The organism is Pseudomonas sediminis, from assembly GCF_039555755.1.
In the GTDB taxonomy this organism is placed as follows: Bacteria; Pseudomonadota; Gammaproteobacteria; order Pseudomonadales; family Pseudomonadaceae; genus Aquipseudomonas; species Aquipseudomonas mendocina_D.
Genome location: NZ_CP154631.1, coordinates 4,415,799 through 4,437,525, shown reverse-complemented (window position 1 = coordinate 4,437,525; position 21,727 = coordinate 4,415,799). Strand labels below are relative to the sequence as shown.

Annotated in this window: 21 protein-coding genes; 10 read left to right on the top strand and 11 right to left on the bottom strand. The window is 61.8% G+C overall.

What is annotated here, in order from left to right:
- Positions 1 to 90: 90 nt before the first annotated feature.
- The 7 genes from AAEQ75_RS20905 to AAEQ75_RS20875 form a co-directional block, all read right to left on the bottom strand.
- A complete protein-coding gene (locus AAEQ75_RS20905) occupies positions 91 to 471 on the bottom strand; it encodes a rhodanese-like domain-containing protein (protein WP_003460910.1) in 381 nt (126 codons plus the stop codon).
- Entirely contained in the window at positions 455 to 2,224 is a 1,770-nt protein-coding gene (locus AAEQ75_RS20900; protein ID WP_343350344.1) for a SulP family inorganic anion transporter, read from the bottom strand. Before AAEQ75_RS20900 ends, AAEQ75_RS20905 begins: the two co-directional genes overlap by 17 nt.
- A 16-nt stretch (positions 2,225 to 2,240) precedes the next feature.
- Entirely contained in the window at positions 2,241 to 3,104 is an 864-nt protein-coding gene (locus AAEQ75_RS20895; RefSeq protein ID WP_256836637.1) for an MBL fold metallo-hydrolase, read from the bottom strand.
- 200 nt (positions 3,105 to 3,304) lie between these two features.
- Positions 3,305 to 3,589 (bottom strand): metal-sensing transcriptional repressor, encoded by a 285-nt coding sequence (locus AAEQ75_RS20890; RefSeq protein WP_003460913.1) that lies wholly within the window; start codon positions 3,587 to 3,589, stop codon positions 3,305 to 3,307.
- Positions 3,586 to 4,134 (bottom strand): Tll0287-like domain-containing protein, encoded by a 549-nt coding sequence (locus AAEQ75_RS20885; protein WP_003460914.1) that lies wholly within the window; start codon positions 4,132 to 4,134, stop codon positions 3,586 to 3,588. The genes AAEQ75_RS20890 and AAEQ75_RS20885 overlap by 4 nt, the downstream gene beginning before the upstream one ends.
- Positions 4,135 to 4,236: 102 nt before the next feature.
- Positions 4,237 to 4,644, bottom strand: a complete 408-nt coding sequence (locus AAEQ75_RS20880; RefSeq protein ID WP_343350343.1) for a PA2817 family protein — start codon at positions 4,642 to 4,644, stop codon at positions 4,237 to 4,239.
- Between the two features lie 194 nt (positions 4,645 to 4,838).
- Complete coding sequence (locus tag AAEQ75_RS20875; RefSeq protein WP_343350342.1) at positions 4,839 to 7,286, bottom strand: acyl-CoA dehydrogenase; 2,448 nt, start codon at positions 7,284 to 7,286, stop codon at positions 4,839 to 4,841.
- Positions 7,287 to 7,426: 140 nt separating this feature from the next.
- Between AAEQ75_RS20875 and AAEQ75_RS20870 the strand changes: the two genes are divergently transcribed.
- The 7 genes from AAEQ75_RS20870 to AAEQ75_RS20840 all read left to right on the top strand — a co-directional run bounded on the left by AAEQ75_RS20870 (position 7,427) and on the right by AAEQ75_RS20840 (position 16,868).
- Positions 7,427 to 8,089 carry a transglutaminase-like domain-containing protein gene (locus AAEQ75_RS20870; protein ID WP_143504139.1) on the top strand — a complete coding sequence of 221 codons (663 nt, stop codon included), beginning with the start codon at positions 7,427 to 7,429 and terminating at the stop codon, positions 8,087 to 8,089.
- A 154-nt stretch (positions 8,090 to 8,243) separates the two neighbouring features.
- Positions 8,244 to 9,176 (top strand): ABC transporter ATP-binding protein, encoded by a 933-nt coding sequence (locus AAEQ75_RS20865; protein WP_125836896.1) that lies wholly within the window; start codon positions 8,244 to 8,246, stop codon positions 9,174 to 9,176.
- Positions 9,173 to 9,967 carry an ABC transporter permease gene (locus AAEQ75_RS20860; RefSeq protein ID WP_106735297.1) on the top strand — a complete coding sequence of 265 codons (795 nt, stop codon included), beginning with the start codon at positions 9,173 to 9,175 and terminating at the stop codon, positions 9,965 to 9,967. The genes AAEQ75_RS20865 and AAEQ75_RS20860 overlap by 4 nt, the downstream gene beginning before the upstream one ends.
- A gap of 156 nt (positions 9,968 to 10,123) precedes the next feature.
- A complete protein-coding gene (locus AAEQ75_RS20855) occupies positions 10,124 to 11,146 on the top strand; it encodes an efflux RND transporter periplasmic adaptor subunit (protein ID WP_343350340.1) in 1,023 nt (340 codons plus the stop codon).
- Entirely contained in the window at positions 11,143 to 14,211 is a 3,069-nt protein-coding gene (locus tag AAEQ75_RS20850; protein ID WP_343350339.1) for an efflux RND transporter permease subunit, read from the top strand. The genes AAEQ75_RS20855 and AAEQ75_RS20850 overlap by 4 nt, the downstream gene beginning before the upstream one ends.
- Positions 14,212 to 14,512: 301 nt before the next feature.
- A complete protein-coding gene (gene queF / locus AAEQ75_RS20845) occupies positions 14,513 to 15,343 on the top strand; it encodes an NADPH-dependent 7-cyano-7-deazaguanine reductase QueF (RefSeq protein WP_125836900.1) in 831 nt (276 codons plus the stop codon).
- A gap of 100 nt (positions 15,344 to 15,443) precedes the next feature.
- Positions 15,444 to 16,868, top strand: a complete 1,425-nt coding sequence (locus tag AAEQ75_RS20840; protein WP_343350338.1) for an IS1182 family transposase — start codon at positions 15,444 to 15,446, stop codon at positions 16,866 to 16,868.
- Between the two features lie 153 nt (positions 16,869 to 17,021).
- On the opposite strand, the gene AAEQ75_RS20835 is transcribed toward AAEQ75_RS20840, so the two are convergent.
- The 3 genes from AAEQ75_RS20835 to AAEQ75_RS20825 form a co-directional block, all read right to left on the bottom strand.
- On the bottom strand, positions 17,022 to 17,288 hold the full coding sequence (locus AAEQ75_RS20835) for a DUF4404 family protein (RefSeq protein WP_021490580.1): 267 nt from the start codon (positions 17,286 to 17,288) through the stop codon (positions 17,022 to 17,024).
- 116 nt (positions 17,289 to 17,404) lie between these two features.
- Complete coding sequence (locus AAEQ75_RS20830) at positions 17,405 to 18,121, bottom strand: HAD family phosphatase (RefSeq protein WP_343350336.1); 717 nt, start codon at positions 18,119 to 18,121, stop codon at positions 17,405 to 17,407.
- Between the two features lie 62 nt (positions 18,122 to 18,183).
- The gene (locus AAEQ75_RS20825; protein WP_343350335.1) at positions 18,184 to 18,594 is read right to left on the bottom strand and encodes an acyl-CoA thioesterase; all 411 of its coding nucleotides are present in this window, start codon (positions 18,592 to 18,594) and stop codon (positions 18,184 to 18,186) included.
- A 103-nt stretch (positions 18,595 to 18,697) separates the two neighbouring features.
- Here AAEQ75_RS20825 and AAEQ75_RS20820 point away from each other — a divergent pair, with 103 nt between their 5' ends.
- On the top strand, positions 18,698 to 19,402 hold the full coding sequence (locus AAEQ75_RS20820) for an MlaA family lipoprotein (protein ID WP_343350334.1): 705 nt from the start codon (positions 18,698 to 18,700) through the stop codon (positions 19,400 to 19,402).
- Positions 19,403 to 19,458: 56 nt separating this feature from the next.
- Here AAEQ75_RS20820 and AAEQ75_RS20815 read toward each other — a convergent pair whose 3' ends face one another.
- Complete coding sequence (locus AAEQ75_RS20815; RefSeq protein WP_021490576.1) at positions 19,459 to 19,758, bottom strand: PilZ domain-containing protein; 300 nt, start codon at positions 19,756 to 19,758, stop codon at positions 19,459 to 19,461.
- 214 nt (positions 19,759 to 19,972) lie between these two features.
- On the opposite strand from AAEQ75_RS20815, the gene rssB reads away from it, so the two are divergent.
- Together rssB and rssC are read left to right on the top strand one after the other, a co-directional pair.
- Positions 19,973 to 21,157: a two-component system response regulator RssB gene (rssB, locus tag AAEQ75_RS20810; RefSeq protein ID WP_343350333.1), complete on the top strand. Its 1,185-nt coding sequence runs from the start codon at positions 19,973 to 19,975 to the stop codon at positions 21,155 to 21,157.
- A gap of 8 nt (positions 21,158 to 21,165) precedes the next feature.
- The gene (gene rssC, locus AAEQ75_RS20805) at positions 21,166 to 21,648 is read left to right on the top strand and encodes an anti-sigma factor antagonist RssC (protein ID WP_026088796.1); all 483 of its coding nucleotides are present in this window, start codon (positions 21,166 to 21,168) and stop codon (positions 21,646 to 21,648) included.
- Positions 21,649 to 21,727 lie beyond the last annotated feature (79 nt).

Below are 21,727 nucleotides of genomic sequence, written 5' to 3'. Positions count from 1 at the left end.
ACTCGTGGGGGTATGTAGCGATGGAGATTGATGCAGGTCAGGAGAATGTCGATTAGCGGATCAATGCCTGCAGTGGCAGCCGCCAATCACTCAGTCGAACGCCGGCAGGGTCGGCGTCAGCAGTTCTCGACCGGCCGCTTGCCAGGCCTCGATACCGCCGGCCAGAGACAGCACATTGCGATAGCCCATCTCCCGCAGCGCGTCGGCAGCCAGCGCCGAGCGACCGCTGTTCTTGCAATAGAGAACCAGCTTGAGCGTGCGCTCGGCCAGTTGCGCATCGTTGCTCAGCTTGAATTCCAGCAGACCGCGTGGAATGTTGATGGCGCCGGGAATGTGTGCGGCGCTGTATTCATCCGCCTCGCGCACGTCGATCAGCAGGTCGGCATCGCGGATGGCTGCTTCGGCCTGCGACAGATCGACTTCAGTGATGCGAGTCTTGGCGGCGAGGACCAGATCATGAGCGCTTTTCATGAGTATTTCCTTGCATGGAAAGTGGCTGAGAAGTTGGCGATGGAGGCGCGGGGGCGAGCTGCTTGAGCGCCTCGAACTGACTGATGAATACCTGGCCGCCGAAGCGCTCCAGGAAGTCGGAGCGGCGTAGCTGATCCATTACTGGCCCCTTGACCTCGGACAGGTGCAGTTGCACACCGGCGGTATGCAGGCGCTCGACGATGGCGTGCAGCGAATCCAGGGCGCTGGCGTCTATCAGGTTGACTCCCGAGCACATCAGCACCAGGTGACGTACCTGCGGCCGACTGGCGATCAGCTCGCCGATGCGGTCTTCCAGATAGCGGGCATTGGGGAAATACAGGCTCTCGTCGACACGCAGCGACAACACGCTGGGTCTCTCGATCACGGCGAAGCGTTCGACGTTGCGAAAATGCTCGCTACCCGGTACCTGGCCGACCACGGCGATATGTGGCTGGCTGGTGCGCCAGAGAAACAGCAGCAGCGACAGGCCGACGCCAAGCAGGATACCGGCCTCGACGCCGATCAGCAGCACACCGAGGAGGGTGGCAATCTGCGCGGCGCCGTCCTGGCGCGAATAACGCCAGGTGTGCTGCAGCGACTTGAGGTCGACCAGGCTGAGCACAGCGACGATGATGGTCGCCGCCAGCACGGCTTGTGGCAGGTCGTGCAGCAGAGGCGTCAGCAGCATCACGCTGAGGCCGATACCGAGGGCGGTGAATACGCCGGCCATGGGCGTGCGGGCGCCGGCATCGTAATTGACCACCGAGCGGGCGAAACCGCCGGTGACGGGGAAGCCGCCACTGAAGGATGCGGCGATGTTCGCCGCGCCAAGGCCGAGCAGCTCGTTGTCCGGCTGGATGCGCTGGCGGCGTTTGGCCGCCAGGGTCTGGCCGACCGAGACCGATTCGACGAAGCCCACCAGGCTGATCAGCAGCGCCGCTGGCAGCAGTTGTATGGCCAGGTCGAGATCCATTGTCGGCAGCGTCAGCCCTGGCAGCCCTTGCGGCACCAGGCCAACCACCTTGACCCCGGCTTGCTCCAGTTGCAGCAGTGCGACAGCGGCAATGGCGACGATGATCGCCAGTACCGGCCCGGCCTTGGCCAGGTTACTGGCCAGTTGCGGCGACAGGCCAAGGCCTTGCAGTAGTTGCTTCAGTCGGCTTCTGGCCCACCACAGCCATGCCAGGCTGAGCACGCCGATCAGCAGCGTCGGTCCGTGTGTGCCAGGTAGCGCCTGGATCAGTTGTGGCAGCAACTGCAGCAGATTTTCGCCGGACGCCGAGACGCCGAGCAGGTGCTTGAGCTGGCCGACAGCGATGAGAATGCCCGAGGCGCTGATAAAGCCGGACACCACCGGATGGCTGAGAAAGTTGGCGATAAAGCCCAGGCGCAGCATGGCCATGGCTGCCAGCAGCAGTCCCGAGAGCAGGGCCAGGAGCATGGCGGCGCCGACGTATTCGGCGCTACCGGCCGGAAACAGTGGCGCCAGGGTGGCGGCGGTCATCAGTGAAACCACGGCCACCGGACCAACCGCCAGAGTGCGGCTGGAGCCGAACAGGGCGTAGGCCAGCAGCGGCAGGATGCTGGCGTAGAGGCCGGTCACCGGTGGCAGACCCGCGAGCATGGCATAGGCCAGGCTCTGCGGAATCAGCATCAGGGTGACGATCAGTGCGGCGAGTCCATCCTGCGTTGCGCTGCCTCGGTCGTAGCGTCTGCCCCAGTCCAAGCAGGGCAGCCAGTGGCTCAGTTTCATTTCTTTTCCTGCCGCTCTACAGCACATCCAAAGGGATTTTCAGGTAGCGGGTGCCATTGGCTTCGGCCGGTGGCAGTTGCCCTGCACGCATGTTGACCTGCACCGACGGCAGAATCAGGGTGGGGATGTCCAGGGTGGCGTCGCGCTGGCGGCGCATGGCGACGAAGTCGGCTTCGGCGATGCCCTGATGAACGTGGACGTTGTGCGCACGTTCTTCGGCGATGGTGGTCTGGAAGCGAAAATCCTCGCGCCCCGGCGCTTTGTAGTCATGGCACATGAACAGGCGGGTTTCGTCGGGCAGGGTGAAGAGTCGCTGGATCGACTGGTAGAGGATGTGCGCGTCGCCGCCGGGGAAGTCGCAGCGCGCAGTGCCGTAGTCGGGCATGAACAGAGTGTCGCCAACGAAACCAGCGTCACCGATCAGGTAGGTCATACAGGCCGGGGTATGGCCAGGAGTGTGGATGGCTCTACCGTGCAGCTCGCCAATATGGAAGGTATCGCCATCGTGGAGCAGCCGGTCGAACTGGCTGCCATCGGTGGCGAACTCGGTGCCGGCGTTGAACAGCTTGCCGAAAGTGTTCTGCACTACGGTGATGTGCTCACCGATGGCCAGCTTGCCGCCCAGTTCGCGCTTGAGGTAAGGCGCGGCGGACAGGTGGTCGGCGTGCACATGGGTTTCCAGCAACCACTCAACGTGCAGATCGCGCTCCTTGACGAAGGCGATGATGCGGTCTGCGCTGGCGTGTGAGGTGCGCCCGGAGGCCGGGTCGTAGTCCAGCACCGAGTCGACGATGGCGCAGTGTTGCGTGGCAGGATCGATGATCACGTAGCTGTAGGTGTAGGTGACAGGATCGAAGAATTCGACGACATCAGGGCGCATGGTCAGGCTCCTCTCATATACCCATGGGAGTATTTAATTAAGATTTAGCTTAACTGTGTTTTGGTTCTATGCATAGATTGTTAAGTAATAAGATGTCGCAACCTTGTTCAGGTCGGCCATAACCGGTTTGTGCGTTTTTTGAGGTGCCGGGCACTGGCAGAGGCAGGCGCGCGCGAGCGGCGCGCCAGAGGGGGCGTGTGTCAGGTGTACTTGGTGAAAATCTCGCGCACTCGCTGCAGTGAGGCCTCGGTATCCTGCTCGGGGTCGAGCATGGCTTCTTCGATCAGGCAGGTGAGCATCAGGCGGTAGGATTTGTCCAGGGCGCTACGAGCTGCCGAGAACTGCTGGGCGATGGCGGCGCAATCCTCGCCACGCTTGATCATCGCCTGGATGCCACGGATCTGGCCTTCGACACGGGCCAGGCGCTTGAGCATCGCTTGCTGCTGTTCGAGCATGCGTAAATGCAGGTCGGTAGTCTCGGTCATGGCGTTTCCTGTGCGAGGGGGCGAGTCAGGGTAAAGGCGCCACGCAGTTCGCCGATCTGATAGCCGCGGGCCTGATCATGCGGATAGTACTGATCAATGGCCTCTTGTACCTCTGCTTTGATCGCGGTGCCGTGACAGGCCATGCAAGGCTCGCCTACGGCAATGGCCTGCATGTAGCGATATTCGCCGTCGACCTCTTCGCTGTAGCGTAATTCCTTGACCGGCGTTCCGGCTATCGCGGCTTCCGCAAAGCGTTCCAGCACGCTGCGCTCCCAGGCATCGGGGGTGTTGTCCGGGTTGCGTACCTTGAGCGATGTGCGGCCCAGTTGCCACGCTTGCTGGCTGTGCTCGCTGGCGATCTGTGGCGCCAATGCCTGGCAGGCCTGTACTGCTGCAGTTGGCCCGCCATCGGTGATGGCCTGGCGTACCGTACCCAGCAAGTGCTCGGCGAATGGTGGGATCTGCGCCGCCGCCTCGTCTTGCCAGGGGGCGGTTGCTTGTGCGGCGGTGCTAACGAGCAGGGTAGCGAGCAGAAATGGGCGCATGGTCGAACCTCATAAATACTGGTGGGGGTATTTATGCATGAAAGATGACGGCTGTCACCGCCGTCATCTGCGACATTCTGACCAATAGGTGTTAGCGGTGGATCAGTGCTTGGCGCCGTCAGTGGGCAGGGCCAGCAGCTGTTTTTCCAGGTTCCAGTCGAAGGGCTCGTCGTTCTCTTCGGCTTCGAAACGGCGCTCGTCGAGGGCCTGGTACAGGGCGATTTCTTCGTCGGGCATGAAGTGCAGGCAGTCGCCACCGAAGAACCACAGCAGATCACGGGGTACCAGGTGGGCGATCTGTGGGTAGCGGTGGAACACCTGGCTGATCAGATCCTGGCCCAGGTATTGGCTGGAAACCGGGTCGCGCGGCAATTCGGCGAGCAGTTCGTCGTAGCGCTCGAGGAACAGGGCGTGGCTGTCGTCGAGCACCTGTTCGGCTTCGCCCAGGGCGACGAGGATGCCGCGCAGGTGGTTGAGCAGGGCGAGGTGGTGTTCGAGATGGCTGGCCATGGTGCAGGTTCCTGAAGGGTAAAACGGGCGCAGGAGTATAGAGTTCCTGGCGCCCGCTGTCCTGCATAGCTGGCTTTCGTGGGAGGGGGCTTTCGGCTCGGGCATCCTGCTTCGCTCTACCTCCTGCATCCCTGCAGTCGTAGCCGCGCCGCAAGAAACTCGCGGCTAAAAGCCCCTCCCACAAGCGGTTCGACTCAGCGCACCTTGCCGCGGCTCAGCTTGAGCTCTTCCTTGGCGAAGTCGTCGACGTCGATCACCCGACGCCGTGCCGCTTCGGCGGCTTGCAGGCGCTGGCCCTGTTCGCCGTCGAGGATGCCGGCAGCGATCGCCGCCTCGATGGCGTCCTGGCCCGGAGCCGGTTGCAGGCTGCCATCCTTGAGCGCCTGGTGCAGACGCTTGCGCGCATCCTGGCTGGCTTGCACCAGGTTCAGCGCGTGTTGCAGGGCGCCAACCGAATCCTGATCGGCCTGCGGCCGGTAGCAACCTTCCAGTACCGACTCCAGTGCCGGGTCGCCGGCCTGGCGGCCAATGATCGCGGCCACTTCGGCGTCCAGTTCGTCGCTCGGGCCGTGATGGCGGCGACCCAGCGGGAACACCAGCACTTTCAGCAGGCAGCCGAACAGACGGTTGGGGAAGTTGCTCAGCAGGTCATCGAGTGCCTGCTCGGCGTGGTAAAGGTTTTCCTCCATGGCCCAGCGCAGCAGCGGACGAATTGCTTCCGGGTAGTCCAGGTCGTGGTAGCGCTTGAGCGCGGCCGAGCCCAGATAGAGATGGCTGAGTACGTCGCCCAGGCGTGCAGACAGGCGCTCGCGGCGTTTCAGGTCGCCGCCGAGCAACATCATGCTGCTGTCGGCGCATAGGGCGAAGGCCGCGGCCAGGCGGTTGAGGGCGCGGTAGTAAGGTTGGCTGAGGTCATCGCCGGGCACCTGGCCCAGGCGGTTCAGTGTCAGCCCCAAGAGGAAGCTGCTGGCGGCGTTACCGACGGCGAAGCCGATATGGCTCATCAGCAGTGAGTCGAACTCGGCCAGTGCCTGATCCTTGTCCTCGCGGTCGGCCAGGGCCATTTCCTTGAGCACGTAGGGGTGGCAGCGGATGGCGCCCTGGCCGAAGATCATCAGATTGCGCGAGAGAATGTTGGCGCCCTCGACGGTGATGAAGATCGGCGCGCCCTGCCAGGAGCGGGCCAGGTAGTTGTTCGGGCCCATGATGATGCCCTTGCCGCCGTGCACGTCCATGGCGTGGCCGATGCACTCACGGCCGCGCTCGGTCAGGTGGTACTTGAGAATCGCCGACAGCACCGAGGGTTTCTCGCCTAGATCGACGGCGTTGGCGGTGAGGATGCGCGCGCTATCCATCAGCCAGGCATTGCCGCCGATGCGCGCCAAGGCCTCCTGAATGCCCTCGAAGGCAGCCAGCGGTACGTTGAACTGCTCACGCAGCTGAGCGTACTGGCCGGTGGCGAGGCTGGTGAACTTGGCCGCGCCGGTGCCGACTGCCGGCAGGGAGATGGAGCGACCAACCGACAGGCAGTTCATCAGCATTATCCAGCCCTTGCCGAGGTACTCCTGGCCACCGATGAGGTACTCCAGCGGAATGAACACGTCCTTGCCGGAGTTCGGGCCGTTCATGAAGGCTGCGCCGAGGGGCAGGTGACGACGGCCGATTTCCACGCCGGGGGTATCGGTGGGAATCAGCGCCAGGCTGATGCCGAGGTTTTCCTTGTCGCCCAGCAGGTGATCCGGGTCGTAGGCCTTGAAGGCCAGGCCGAGCAGGGTCGCCACCGGGCCGAGGGTGATGTAGCGCTTCTCCCAATTCAGGCGCAGGCCGATCACTTCTTCGCCGTTGTACTGGCCCTTGCAGATGATCCCGGTGTCCGGCATGGCACCGGCATCGGAGCCTGCCAGCGGGCCGGTCAGAGCGAAGCAGGGAATGTCATCACCGCGCGCCAGGCGCGGCAGGTAGTGCTGGCGCTGCTCATCGGTGCCGTAGTGCAGCAGCAGTTCGGCTGGGCCGAGGGAATTGGGCACCATCACGGTGGAGGCCAGGTCGCCGCTGCGGGTGGCCAGTTTCATCGCCACCTGCGAGTGGGCGTAGGCCGAGAAGCCCTTGCCGCCGTACTCCTTGGGAATGATCAGGGCGAAGAAACCATGCTGCTTGATGTGCTCCCAGGCTTTCTCCGGCAGATCCATCTGCTGGCCAACCTGCCAGTCGCTGATCATGGCGCAGAGTTCCTCGGTGGGGCCGTCGATGAACGCTTGTTCTTCGTCGGTCAGCTTGGCCTTGGGGTAGGCCAGCAGCTTGTCCCAGTCAGGCTTGCCGCTGAACAGCTCGCCATCCCACCACACCGTACCGGCTTCGATGGCATCGCGCTCGGTCGCCGACATTGGCGGCAGTACGCGCTGGAACCAGGCGAACAGCGGGCTGGTGAACAATTGCCGGCGCAGATCGCCTAGCAGAATGAAGGCGGCGACGGCGCCAGTGACGATCCACAGCAGCAGTTGCAACCAGCCCGGCACCGGGCTGAACAATGCCATGGCCACCAGATAGGCTGCGGTGATGCCGAGGGCGGGTAGGGCGGTGGTACGGCTATGGGCCAGGTAGGCGACCCCGAGCAGCAGAACCAGCAACCAGATGACGAGCATGTGCATTCCTCCATGATTCGAGCGGGCGACGCCCCGAGCATAGCCATAAATGGCGGCAGGGGCGGTGAGCTTGGCCGGATCGTCGTGAACGTGGCGCAATTGACGGGATTAGACTGAAGCAAACTTCAGGAGCCCTCGCCATGCAGACCTATCTACGTCCCGGCCGCTTCATTGACAGTGACCATCGCGCGGTAGTCGAGTTCGCCGAACGTTGGCGTGGTGCGTCACGAGAACCGACCAGTCAGGCCGTGGCCCTGTATCTGGCGGTGCGTGACGAGGTTCGCTACAACCCCTATGCCTTCAGCCTCGATGCGCAGACATTGAAGGCCAGTCATGCATTGGCGGCCGGTGAGTCCTACTGCGTGCCCAAGGCCAATCTGCTCGCTGCCTGTGCCCGGCATTGTGGGATTCCCGCGCGTATTGGCCTGGCCGACGTGCGCAATCACCTGTCGACGCCGCGTCTGCTGGAACTGCTGCGTAGCGAGGTATTCGCCATGCATGGCTATACCGAGCTGTATCTGGATGGGCGCTGGGTCAAGGCCACGCCGGCGTTCAACGAGGCACTGTGCCGGGTGTTCAAGGTGGCGCCGCTGGAGTTCGACGGCGTGCATGACAGCGTCTTCCATCCTTACAACGACCAGGGGGAGCGCTACATGGAATACCTGCACGATCACGGTCAGTTCGAGGATCTGCCCGAGCAACTGTTCTTCGACCATCTGCGCGGGTGTTATCCGCATCTGTTCGAGGTAGGTGCGCTGGAATTGAGTGGCGATATGCAACGTGAGGCCAGTGTTATCGACTGAGTCGATAATCAAGATTGGCATGACGGTCTTTTATCTGCGCGCCGGGGTCGGTAGGGTGCATGCCAGAAAGAAATGGGCGAAACACCCGGTTGCAATCGGGGCTCTTCGTACCCATCTATAACGACCTCACTCTCGCGCGGGAAACCCCATCTTCATGAGCTCCGCCCTGACCATTCGCCAGTTGACCAAGACCTACGGAAACGGCTTCCAGGCCCTGCACGGCATCGATCTGGACGTTGCCGAAGGTGACTTCTTCGCCTTGCTTGGCCCCAATGGCGCCGGCAAATCCACCACCATCGGCGTGCTTTCCACGCTGGTGAACAAGAGCAGCGGCACGGTCAGCGTGTTCGGCCATGACCTTGACCGCGAACCCTACGCGCTCAAGCGCTGCCTCGGCGTGGTGCCGCAGGAATTCAACTTCAACCAGTTCGAGAAGGTGTTCGACATCGTCGTCACCCAGGCCGGCTACTACGGTATTCCGCGTTCCGTCGCCAAGGAGCGCGCCGAGCAGTACCTGACCCAGCTCGGCCTTTGGGACAAGCGCGACGTCGCCTCCCGCGAACTGTCCGGCGGCATGAAGCGCCGCCTGATGATCGCCCGCGCTCTGGTGCACCAGCCGCGCCTGCTGATCCTCGATGAACCGACTGCCGGGGTGGATATCGAGCTGCGCCGTTCGATGTGGAGCTTCCTCACTGAGCTGAACAAGCAGGGCACCACCATCATCCTGACGACCCACTACCTGGAAGAGGCCGAGCAGCTCTGCCGCAACATCGGCATCATCGACCACGGCCGTATCGTGGAGCTGAGCAGCATGAAGGATCTGCTGAAGAAGCTGCACGTCGAGACCTTTCTCTTCGACCTAAAGGATTCCTACAGCACCGTTCCGGCGCTGCAGGGCTATCCGGCGCGCCTGGTCGATCATCACACCCTGGAAGTGCAGGTGGAGAAGAGTCAGGGCCTCAACGCGCTGTTTCAGCAACTGGCCCAGCAGCAGGTCGAGGTGCTCAGCCTGCGTAACAAGAGCAATCGCCTGGAGGAGCTGTTCGTCTCCCTGGTGGAAAAGAACCTGGCCAAGGTGGCGCAATGACCTCTCAGTACCTCAACAGCGAATTCGCCGCCAACCTGGTGGCCCTGCGTACCATCGTTCACCGTGAGGTCCGTCGCTTCGTGCGTATCTGGCCGCAAACCCTGCTACCACCAGCGATCACCATGGTCCTGTACTTCGTTATCTTCGGTAACCTGATCGGCCGGCAGATCGGCGATATGGGCGGCTTCAGCTACATGGAATACATCGTGCCGGGGCTGATCATGATGTCGGTGATCACCAACAGCTACGGCAACGTGGTGTCGAGCTTCTTCGGTAGCAAGTTCCAGCGCAACGTCGAGGAACTGCTGGTATCGCCGGTATCGCCGCACACCATCCTCATCGGCTTCGTCGTCGGTGGCGTGTTGCGCGGGTTGGCTGTGGGCTTCATCGTCACGCTGTTGTCGTTGTTCTTCACTCATCTGCAGGTGCATCACCTGGGTGTGACCGTGCTGGTAGTGCTGCTGACGGCGACCATCTTCTCGCTGGGCGGCTTCGTCAACGCGGTGTACGCGCGCAACTTCGACGACATTTCGATCATCCCGACCTTCGTCCTGACGCCGCTGACCTACCTGGGTGGGGTGTTCTATTCCATCACCCTGTTGCCGCCGTTCTGGCAGACGGTGTCGCTGGGCAATCCCATCCTGCATATGGTCAACGCCTTCCGTTACGGCATTCTCGGGGTATCCGACATCCGCATTGGCGTAGCCATCGGCTTCATGCTGCTGGCCACAGCTGCGCTCTATACCCTGTGCATCCGCCTGCTGATCAGCGGTCGCGGCATGCGTCAGTGACGCTTTTGTGGGAGCGGATTCATCCGCGATCTCGCGGCTAAAGCCGCTCCTACAGGCGTGGTGGCGAGAGAAAAAACATAGCGAAATAACTTGCGCACCTGTCAGTAACGCAGCAGCCGGTTAGACTCCGCCTCTACCAAGAAGAAGGGGCTGATCATGACCGTGCTGTTGCGTGCTCTTCCATTGCTGTGGCTGGGTGTATTTGCGCTGCCTGCGGTTGCTGCAGAAGGGCCAATGGTCGAGATCGTGCCGGTGCGGCAGATGGAGGTGCGTGACGAGCTGATCACCTTCGGTTCGCTGCGCTCCGACGAGTCGGTGATGATCCGTCCGGAAGTGGAAGGGCGCCTGGCCACCCTGCATTTTCGCGAGGGTCAGGCGGTAACCGCCGGCGACCTGCTGATCAGCCTCGACGATGCCATTACCCGTGCCGAATTCGCCCAGGCGCGGGCTAATCTCGATCTCGCCGAGAAAAACCACCAGCGGGCGCAGATGTTGTTCCAGCGCGGCGCCAGCAATGCCCAGGCGCTGGATGAGGCGCAGAGCCAGCTGCAGGCTGCGCGCGCCAGCCAGGCCCTGGCCCAGGCACGGCTCGACAAAACTCAGATCAAGGCCCCTCACGACGGTACTCTCGGCCTGCGTCAGGCCAGCGTCGGTGACTACCTCAGTTCCGGGCAAAACATCGTCAATCTGGAGGTGCTCGACCCGCTCAAGGTCGACTTCCGTATTCCGCAGAAGGCCGTGGCCCAGGTGCGCCTCGGTCAGACCGTGGAAATCACCCTCGATACCTACCCGGGCGAACGTTTTCGAGGGGAGATCTACGCCATCAACCCGCGCCTGGATGAAGCGGGGCGCAGCCAGGCTATCCGCGCGCATATCGGCAACGATGATCGGCGCCTGCGTCCAGGCCAGTTCGTCCGCGTTTCGGTGATTCTCGAAGAGCGGCCGCAGGCGCTGGTGATCCCCGAAGAGGCGGTGATGCCGCAGGGCGACAAGTTGCTGGTCAACCTGGTGGTCGATGGCAAGGTCGAGCGCCGTGAGGTGACGCTGGGCAAGCGTTTCGACGGCCTGGTCGAGGTGCGTGAAGGCCTGCAGGGTGACGAAACTATCATCAGCGCCGGTTGGCAGCGTGTGCGTGAAGGGCTGGTCGTGCGTACCAAGAGCGGGGAGCGCCAGCCGTGACACTTTCCGATGTCTGCATTCGCCGGCCGGTATTCGCCACTGTTCTGTCGCTGATCGTGGTGCTGCTGGGGCTGATGGCCTACGACCGCCTCAACGTGCGCGAATACCCCAATATCGACGTGCCTATCGTCACTGTGCAGGTCACCTATCCCGGCGCCAGTCCGGAAATCATGGAGTCGCAGGTGGCGCAGCCGGTGGAGGACGTGCTCTCCGGTATCGAGGGCCTGGACTTTGTCACCTCCATCAGTCGCGCGGAAAACACCCAGATCACCGCACAGTTTCGCCTCGGCCGCAGCGCAGACGAGGCCGCCAACGACGTGCGTGATCGCCTTGGGCGAGTGCGCAACCTGCTGCCGGATGAGGTCGACGAGCCCATCGTGCAGAAGGTCGAGGCCGACGCCCAGCCGGTGGTGTGGATCGCCTTTCACAGCCAGCAGCACAGCGCCATGGAGATCACCGATCTGCTGGAGCGGGTAGTCAAGGATCGCCTGCAGACCATTCCCGGTGTGTCCGAAGTGCAGGTACGCGGGGCGCGTACCTTCTCCATGCGCATCTGGCTCGATCCGGAAAAGCTTGCCGCGCACAACCTCACCGTGCAGGACGTGGAAGACGCCCTGCGTCGGCAGAACGTGGAGATTCCGGCCGGACGCATCGAGTCACGCGAGCGTGAGTTCAGCGTGCTATCGGAAACCGATCTGCGTACCCCGGAGCAGTTCAGCGAGCTGATTCTCGACGATTCGCAAGGCTATCTGCTGCGTCTGTCCGATGTTGGCCGCGCCGAGGTGGGGCCCCGCGACGAGCGCACCGTGGTGCGTTTCAACGGTTTGCCAGCGGTGACCCTGGGTCTGGTCAAGCAGGCCACGGCCAACCCGCTGGATATCTCCGACGGGCTCGAAGCGGCCTGGGATGACGTTCAGGCATTGCTGCCCGACGGCATGAACATGACCGTGGCCAACGACAACTCGCAGTTCATCCGCGAGTCCATCGATAACGTCTTTACCACCATCTGGGAAGCCGTGGCGCTGGTCATCCTGATCATCTTCATCTTCCTGCGTTCGCTGCGTGCGACGCTGATTCCGCTGGTAACCATCCCGGTCTCGTTGATCGGCGCCTTCGCCCTGATGTCGCTGATGGGCTTCACCATCAACACCCTGACATTGCTGGCCATGGTGTTGGCTATCGGCCTGGTGGTGGACGACGCCATCGTCATGCTGGAGAACATCCATCGCCATATCGAGGCCGGGATGAAGCCCATGCAGGCGGCCTTCAAGGGCAGTCGCGAGATCGCCTTCGCGGTGATCGCCATGACCCTGACCCTGGCGGCGGTATTCGCCCCCATCGGCTTCATGCAGGGCACTACCGGCAAGCTGTTCACCGAGTTCGCCTGGACCCTGGCCGGCGCCGTTCTGGTTTCCGGTTTCGTGGCACTGACGCTGACGCCGATGATGTGCGCGGTGATGCTCAAACCGCATCAGCACGAGCAGCGCCATGGCCGCGTGTACAACCTGATCGAAGGCTTCCTCAACGGCCTTACCTATAGCTACAAGCACAGTCTGGACCGTGCCCTGCGTGCCTGGCCGCTGGTGCTTGGCGTGCTGCTAGGCGCCTTCGTGATGTGCGCCTGGCTGTTCGGCGGCTTGCGTTCGGAGCTGGCGCCTACCGAGGACACCGGTACCATCGTCGGCGTGTTCAATGGCCCGGACGGCGCCACCATCGATTACACGGCGCGCTACGGCCGTGAGGTCGAAGCCGCTTACGCGAGCATTCCGGAGACCAATCGCTATCTGATGATCGCTGGTTTCCCCACGGTGGCGCAGGGTATCTCCTTCATGAAGCTAGAGGACTGGGGCGACCGCTCGCGTACCCAGTTCGAGATTCGCAACGAGCTGCTGCCGCAGTTGCAGGACATCGCCGGCATGCGCGTGACCCCAGTCAACCGTCCGCCGCTGGGGCAGAGTGCGCGTAACCAGCCGATCAACTTCGTCGTGCGCTCGTCTATGGAATACGCCGAGCTTCAGGTTTATGTCGATCAACTGATGGAGCGCATGCGTGATTATCCGGGCCTGGAGGGGCTGGATAGCGACCTCAAGCTCAATTCGCCGCAGCTCAAGATCACTGTCAATCGTGAGCAGGCAACGGCGGTTGGCACCGATGTATCGGTGATCGGCCGCAGCCTGGAAAGCCTGTTTGGCAGCCGCCAGGTGACCCGCTTCAAGCAGAACGGCGAGCAGTACGACGTCATGGTGCAGCTGCAGGATATCGACCGCAGCAACCCGCAGGACCTGGATCGGGTCTACGTGCGTGATCGCGATGGCGGCATGGTGCAGCTGTCCAACCTGATCGAGGTGCGCGAGACGGTGGCGCCGCGCGAGCTCAATCACTTCAACCAGCTGCGTGCTGTGACCATCAGCGCCAACGTCGGTGCCGGATACACCCTGGGCGAGGCGCTCAACCACCTGGAGACCGCTGCGCGTGAGGTGTTCCCGCCCGAGACGCAGTACGACTACACCGGTACTTCGCGTGACTTCAAGGAGTCCAGCTCGGGCATCCTGCTGATCTTTGCTCTGGCGCTGGCCTTCATCTTCCTGGTGCTGGCGGCGCAGTTCGAGAGCTTCAGCGACCCGCTGATCATTCTGTTCAGCGTGCCCTTGTCGATGGCCGGCGCGTTGCTGGCACTGAAGCTGTTCGGAGGGACCTGGAACATTTATTCGCAGATCGGCCTGGTGACTCTCATCGGCCTGATCACCAAGCACGGCATCCTTATCGTCGAGTTCGCCAACCACCTGCTGCGCGAGGGCAAGGCGCTACGTGAGGCGGTGATTGAGGCGTCGGTGCAGCGCCTGCGGCCGATCCTGATGACCACCGGCGCCATGGTGCTGGGTTCGCTGCCGTTGGCCATCGCCACGGGTGCCGGTGCCGAAAGCCGTCAGCAGATCGGCCTGGTGATTGTTGGCGGATTGCTGGTGGGGACCTTCTTCACCCTCTACGTGATTCCGACGCTGTACCTGCTGCTGCGCCGTTGGGCACCGCTGCGGGTAATCGAGGAGGAGCCGGCAGCGGTCTGACTGGCCTGTGCCGATAGCCATCGTAGGAGGCGCTTTAACGGCGAGCTTTTGCAGCTGTCGCGGCCACGACTGCAGGGATGCAGGAGGTAGAGCGAAGCAGGATGCCCGAGCCGAAAGCCCCTCCCACGGGCATTGAACGACTGATTGTCGTAGGAGCGAGCTCTGCTCGCGAAGCTTTTGGCGGTGAGGCGATTCGCGAGCGGAGCTCGCTCCTGCAAGTGTCTGCGTGGTGCTTCGCGGGTGCGACTTGGCGCTCAACCCGCTAAACTCGCGCGGTTTTCGTCACCCTGGATTGCCAGCCATGCAGCACCCCGCCGAACATTCCCCGCTGGGCAAGTCCAGCCAGTACATCGCCGAGTACAGCCCCGAGCTGCTGTTTCCCATCTCGCGTACCACCAAGTGGGCGGAGCTGGGCCTCGATGGCGCCAGCCTGCCGTATCAGGGCGTGGACTACTGGAACTGCTACGAGCTGTCCTGGCTGCTGCCGTCCGGTAAGCCGGTGGTGGCCATCGGTGAGTTCGCCATCCCCGCAGACTCGCCGAACATCATCGAGTCGAAGTCCTTCAAGCTGTATCTCAATTCCCTGAACCAGTCGGCTTTCGCCAGTTGGGATGAGTTGCAAGCGACACTGGTGCGTGATCTGTCGGCGGTGGCCGGCAAGCCAGTAGCGGTGCGCCTGCGCTCTCTGGCTGAGGTTTCTGACGAAGGAGTGGCGACGCTGCCTGGTCAGTGCATCGATGATCTGGACATCAGTGTCAGCCAGTACGACCACCCGCAACCCGAGCTGCTGCGCTGCGACGCCGATCGCGTGGTGGAGGAGAGCCTGCACAGTCATCTGCTCAAATCCAACTGCCCGGTTACCGGTCAGCCTGATTGGGGCAGTCTGGTCGTCGAGTATCGCGGTACCGCGCTGGATCATGCCAGCCTGCTGGCCTATCTGGTGAGCTTCCGTCAGCACGCGGATTTTCACGAGCAGTGCGTCGAGCGCATCTTCCTCGATCTGCAGCATCTGCTGCAGCCGCAGTCGCTGACTGTCTATGCGCGCTACGTGCGCCGCGGTGGGCTGGATATCAACCCGTACCGCAGCACCGAGGCGATCAAGCCGGAAAATGGTCGCCTGGCGCGCCAGTAACCCATGAAAAATGCCGCCAAATCAGACTGTGTGAAAACCTAGCAGTCTGAGAGCAAGCTGAAGACAATGCCTCTATCGGTCGATAGGGGCATTGTCGTTTATGGGCTATATCCAAGGTGAAGATCGGCAACAAAGCAGCCTGTTTCCGCCGACATTGGAAGAGCTGGTTCCTGAGGATCATCTAGTTCGAGTCATCGAGGCCTATGTGGCTCGTCTGGATCTGAAGGTACTGGGGTTCAGCAAGGCTGAGCCGCTCAAGACTGGGCGCCCTGGCTACGATCCAGCTGATTTGCTCAAGCTATACCTATATGGCTACTTCCAGCGCATTCGCTCCTCTCGTCGATTGGAGGCGGAGTGCCAGCGCAATATCGAGGTGATGTGGTTGCTGGGTCGTCTGGCGCCGGACTTCAAGACCATCGCGGATTTTCGCAAAGATAACAGCATGGCCTTTCAGGCGACTTGCAAGGCTTTCGTCCAGTTCTGTCGCCAGGCGAGCTTGATCAGTGGGGAGCTGGTGGCCATCGATGGCAGCAAGTTCCAAGCGGTAGCTTCGCTGCGCAAGCACCTGAGCGTGGAGAAGCTCAAGCGTCAACAAGCGAAGCTGGAAAAACACATTGCCCAGTACCTGGCCCAGCTTGATGAGGGTGATGCACAAGACGCGCAAGAGACGATTGACCGGGCAGCGGTGAAACAGGCGCTACGCCAGCTACAGGATCGCCATGCCGATAACTTGACCGTAAAAGCGCTGATGGAGGTGCAGGGCCTGGAACAGTTCGTCGAAGGCGAAGCGGATGCCAAGAAGATGCGCTGCTCAGGCAAGAGCCCTTGCGTGGCCTACAACGTGCAGAGCGCTGTCGATGCCGAGCATGGCCTGATCGTGCATCACGAAGTGACCAGTGACTGCACCGACAACCAGCAGTTGGAGCCGATGGCCAAAGCGACTCAGGCGGTTCTGCAGCAGCCTGAGCTGACCGTCACGGCTGATGCAGGTTATTCCAACGGGGCGCAGTTTCAGGCCTGCGAAGAAGCGGGCATTACGGCTTTCGTCCCCGTGAATCGCGCGCCCAACAACCAGGGCGGCGGCACACTGTTTGCGCGTCAGGACTTCACTTACGATCCTGCGACCGACAGCTTCCAATGTCCTGCGGGCAAGACCCTGTCGCTCAAACAGCTCAATCGTGGCACTCGCCTTTACGCAGCCCGTGCCAAGGACTGCGGGAACTGCCCATTAAAAGCCAAGTGCACACAGGCCCAACGGCGTCATATCAGCCGCCATCCCAACGAAGAGGCGTTCGCGCGGATGGAGAAACGACTCGAAACTCACCCTGAGATGATGGGACGGCGACGAGCAATCGTCGAGCACCCTTTTGGCAATCTCAAACAATGGATTCTGGGCAACGGTCGTTTTCTAGTGCGCCATTTCAGCGGGGTGAGAGCAGAGATGGCGATGGCCGTGCAAGCCTACAACCTCAAACGTGCTATTTCGGTACTCGGGGCACGCCGCATGATCGAGCTGCTGACCTGAGCGCTGCACTTTGCATCATTGCACCAGTAAAAACACAAACGCCCCGAATCAATCGAGGCGTTTGTATTGAACCGGTTCAGTTCAGAACGTTTTCACACAGTCTGAAATGGCGGCATTTTCCTGAGTTGCTCGATGTTAGCCTGGGCAGGGCATTCAGATGCCCATGTTGGCCAGGCTCTGCATGATGTTGCGCAGGGTGCCGGCGAGGGTAGGGTGGCTGGCCTCGAAACGTTCCACCGCCAGATTGACGCCATCGACCAGCGTGGCGTCAGGCGCTGAGGCGGCTTCACGCGCCAATTGCACTTCGATTTCCTGGGTTAGCAGGTAGAGCGATGCGCGTTCTTCCTCGCTGAGCGGCGTGTCCTGGGCCAGGTGTTGCTGGAGGGCTTCCAGTTGCTGCTGCAGGTCGCTTGCTGGCATAGAGTTCTCCTTTTCGAATCAGCTTAGGCATTGACCCCCAGCTGCGCTGGAAGTTTTCAACCCGTACCTGAAGGTTAATCCAAGCGGGCCGGCTTTGCCTGATCAGAGTCAAAGTCTCAGGGCTTTTCGCCCTTGCTCCGGCGTACGCCGATATCGTCCAGGCTGGCCTCGATTTCTCCCAGGTGATCGACTACCGAATGCACGCCCAGACGATAGAGCTGCAGCGTGGCCTCGGCGCGCAGGTGTTTCTGCTCGCTTGCGTCCAGTGCCTGCCAGTCGGCCAGGGCATAGCCGCAAAGTGGCCCGCAGGCGGCCAGGCCGATGGTCCAGCAGCCAGCATTGAGCCCGGCTTGCAGCAATAGCGGATTACCACTGACGACTACACAACCATCCAGGCGCTCGATGCTCAGCTGGCTCAATGCCTGCCAGCAGCTGTCTGGCGCCGGCCACGGCCTGGCCTGACGGGTCCGCACCGCTTCAATGGGCGCGGGCAGCGCTTCGGCCAGGCGCAGACTGGCGTCGGTTGGTAGGTCATCCAGCCAGGCGCAGGGTGTGCCATTGGCATGCAGGTTTTGCAGCAACTGTGCAGCACCTGGGGTCAGCTCGGCATGGTCGCCGGCCACCTCGCTCAGCGTCTGCTGTAGCGCTTGCAGTTGTGCTGCGGTTGCCGGCTTGCCTAGCCAGACATCCAGCGCCTGCTGCGGCGCACCGACGAGGCTTGCGGGCGTGCACTCGGGGTGCAGCCGCTGCAGTGCGACGGGTAGCGTGCGGGCGCCGAAGTCGACCAGGCAGCCGGACAGTTGAAAGATCAGGGCGGTGCAGGGGGAGGGCATGGGATCATCCGTGGCATCGGCCTAGGCCAATCTAGCGCCAACGGATGACCGTAATGTGACCGCTAGATGACGTCGAACAGAGCGCGTACGTGCTCCGGCAGGGCTACCGACTTGCCGCTCTCATGGTCGATCCACACCAGTTTGCAGTAACCCTCACCGTAGACCGTGAGCGGGTCTTCGACGGTGCGCAGCCGGTGTTCGATCACCAGGCTGCTGCGCCCCACTGCTCCGGCTCTCAGTTCCACCACCACGGTGGCAGGGTGGATCACCGGTTTCAGATAGGTGTGCTGGGTCTGCAGTACCACCGGGCCGAGCGGCACGTTGCTCATGGCTACGCCGGCCAGCTCGAACCAGGCGACACGGGCTTCTTCCAGGTATTGCATGTAGATGATGTTGTTGACGTGCCCGTAGCTGTCCATATCGCCCCAGCGTACGGGGATGTGTGCGGTGTGCAGCAAGGTTTCGTCGGTCATCGCTTTTCTTCGCTATGCTGCCCAATCAGGGCTCCAGGCTTTATACTACGCGGCATTCGGCCCGCTGGCGGTGGCCACATTATTTCCTCAAGGAGAGATTTAAATGCATGTGATCGGTGCTCGCTGGATCGCGCGCCTGGGTGGCCTGATGGCCCTCGTCGGCCTGAGCCTGCTGCCTGCGATGAGTCAGGCCGCTTCGGAAGAAGATCCTTGGGAAAGCTTCAATCGGCCCATCTTCCGTTTCAACGATACCGTCGATACCTATGCGCTGAAGCCGATCGCCCAGGGTTACCGGGCGGTCACGCCGCAATTTCTCGAAGATGGCGTACACAACGTGTTCGGCAACATCGGCGACGTTGGCAACCTGGCCAACAACCTGCTGCAGGGCAAACTGCACAACGCCGGCGTCGATACCGGTCGCCTGATCTTCAACACCACCTTCGGTGTGCTGGGCTTCTTCGACGTGGCCAAGCACATGGGCCTGCGCAAGAGTGACGAAGACTTCGGTCAGACCCTGGGCGTCTGGGGTCTGAATAGCGGGCCTTACCTGGTCATCCCGCTCCTCGGGCCAAGCACCGTGCGTGATGCCACCGGTCGGGTGCCGGACAGCTTCCTGACGCCGTATCCGCACATGGATCATGTGCCGACCCGTAACGTCACCCGTGGCGTGCAGGTGGTCGACACCCGTGCCAACCTGCTGCAGGCCGAGCGACTGGTCAGCGGCGACAAGTACATCTTCATTCGCAACGCCTACCTGCAGAGCCGTGAGTTCAAGGTCAAGGATGGCCAGGTCGAAGACGACTTTTAAGTCCTGACAGATGCAAAAAAGGCGGCTCAGGGCCGCCTTTTTCGTAAATGCAGATTTCAGCTCATGGAGATGATGGCCAGGCCCAGCGACTGACGGCCGTCACCCAGGTCGCCGACCCGCACGACCTCTGCGTGGGCGTCGAGGCCGGCGAGTTCGCTGTGTTCCGAAGGGATATGGACCTTGACCTTGTCGCCCATGCTCAAGGCCGCTTCAGCCTCGATTTGCATGCCAGTACTGGAAAGATCCAGGCACAGTGCGGGAATTTCCCGGCCAGCATGATGGAGGACGACTGCAGCTTCCAGTCGCATGCGGATGTAGTCGCGTTTCTCGCTGTACGCTCGATCGTTCTGACTCATGGACCCTGTCCTCTTCTTATGAGCTCTCCCGCGGCTCTTATAACCCTCGTCGATTTGACCTGTAAAGCCGCCGAACGACGACCGGTCCCGGCTTGAATCGGCCGACAGATGGGAGTACCGTCTGCCCCTTGAAATCGCCCTGGCGCCATAGATGCAGCGCCGCGCCACGGGCAGTGACCAAAAATTGCCCTGGCGCAGTTTGCCTGGATACCCCATGCACAAAACCAGTGCCACTCTGCTGATCATTGACGACGACGATGTCGTACGTGCAAGCCTCGCGGCCTACCTCGAGGACAGCGGCTTCAAGGTGTTGCAGGCCAACAACGGTTTGCAGGGGCTGGAAGTGTTCCAGCAGGAAGGCCCCGACCTGATGATCTGCGATCTGCGCATGCCGCAGGTCGACGGTCTTGAACTGATTCGTCGTATCAACGCACTGGGTGTCGAGGTGCCGGTGATCGTCGTTTCCGGCGCCGGTGTGATGACCGATGCTGTCGAAGCCCTGCGTCTCGGCGCTGCCGATTACCTGATCAAACCTCTCGAAGACCTCGCCGTGCTGGAGCATTCGGTGCGCCGTGCGCTGGACCGTGCGCGTCTGCGCGTCGAGAACCAGCTCTATCGTGAGAAGCTGGAAGCGACCAATCGTGAGCTCCAGGCCAGCCTGCACCTGTTGCAGGAGGACCAGAACGCCGGCCGTCAGGTGCAGATGAACATGCTACCGGTGACGCCCTGGCAGGCCGATGGCCTGAACTTCGCGCACCAGATCATCCCGTCGTTGTACCTGTCCGGTGACTTCGTCGATTACTTCCGTATCGACGAGCGACGCATAGCGTTCTACCTGGCCGATGTTTCCGGCCATGGTGCGTCGTCGGCATTCGTCACCGTGCTACTCAAGTTCATGACCACGCGCCTGCTCTACGAGTGGCGGCGTGGCGGCACGTTACCGGAATTCAAACCCTCCGATGTACTCGGCCACATCAATCGCGGGTTGATCAACTGCAAGCTGGGCAAGCACGTGACCATGCTCGGCGGTGTGATCGACGAGGAGAGCGGCATGCTCACCTACAGCATCGGCGGGCATCTGCCGCTGCCGGTGCTGTTCGAGAATGGCCAGGCGCGCTACCTGGAAGGCCGTGGCCTACCAGTCGGCCTGTTCGAGGAAGCCGAATACGGTGATCTGGAAATGCAGTTGCCAGAGTCTTTCAGCCTGACGCTGCTGTCCGATGGCATTCTCGACCTGCTGCCAGGTTACACGCTGAAAGAGAAGGAATTGGCGTTGCCACAACTGGTTAGCCAGGCTGGCGGTACGCTGGGTGGTTTGCGTCAAGTTCTCGGTCTGGCCAATCTGGGCGAGATGCCGGATGATATCGCCTTGCTGGTGTTGAGCAGGAACCTTGCATGAATCCTGGGATAAGCCCCGGTCGCATCCAATTCGCCGAGCAGGACGGAACCTTCGTCCTGAAGTTTGTCGGTGAAGTCCGTCTGACGTTGTGTTCAGCACTGGATGCCACGATTGAAAAGATTTTCACCGCGTTGAATTTTTCGGCCATCGTCATCGACTTGACCGAAACTCGCAGTATCGACAGCACGACCCTCGGTTTGCTGGCGAAATTGTCCATTCTGTCGCGGCAGAAGGTTGGTCTGTTGCCGACCGTTGTCACCACTCACGACGACATCACGCGCCTGCTGGAGTCCATGGGCTTCGACCAGGTGTTCAACATCGTCGACCGGCCGATTCCCTGCCCGGATTGCCTGGATGATCTGCCTTCGCAGGATCAGTCCGAAGAGGTGGTGAAGGCCAAGGTGCTGGAAGCGCACCGCATCCTGATGGGGCTCAATGACTCCAATCGCGAAGCCTTTCACGATCTGGTTAGCGCGCTCGAGCGGCACTGATCGATTGTTTCCGTAGGGTGCGCTGCGCGCACCGATATCTGCCGAGAAAGTCGTTGGTGCGCACAGCGCGCCCTACCTT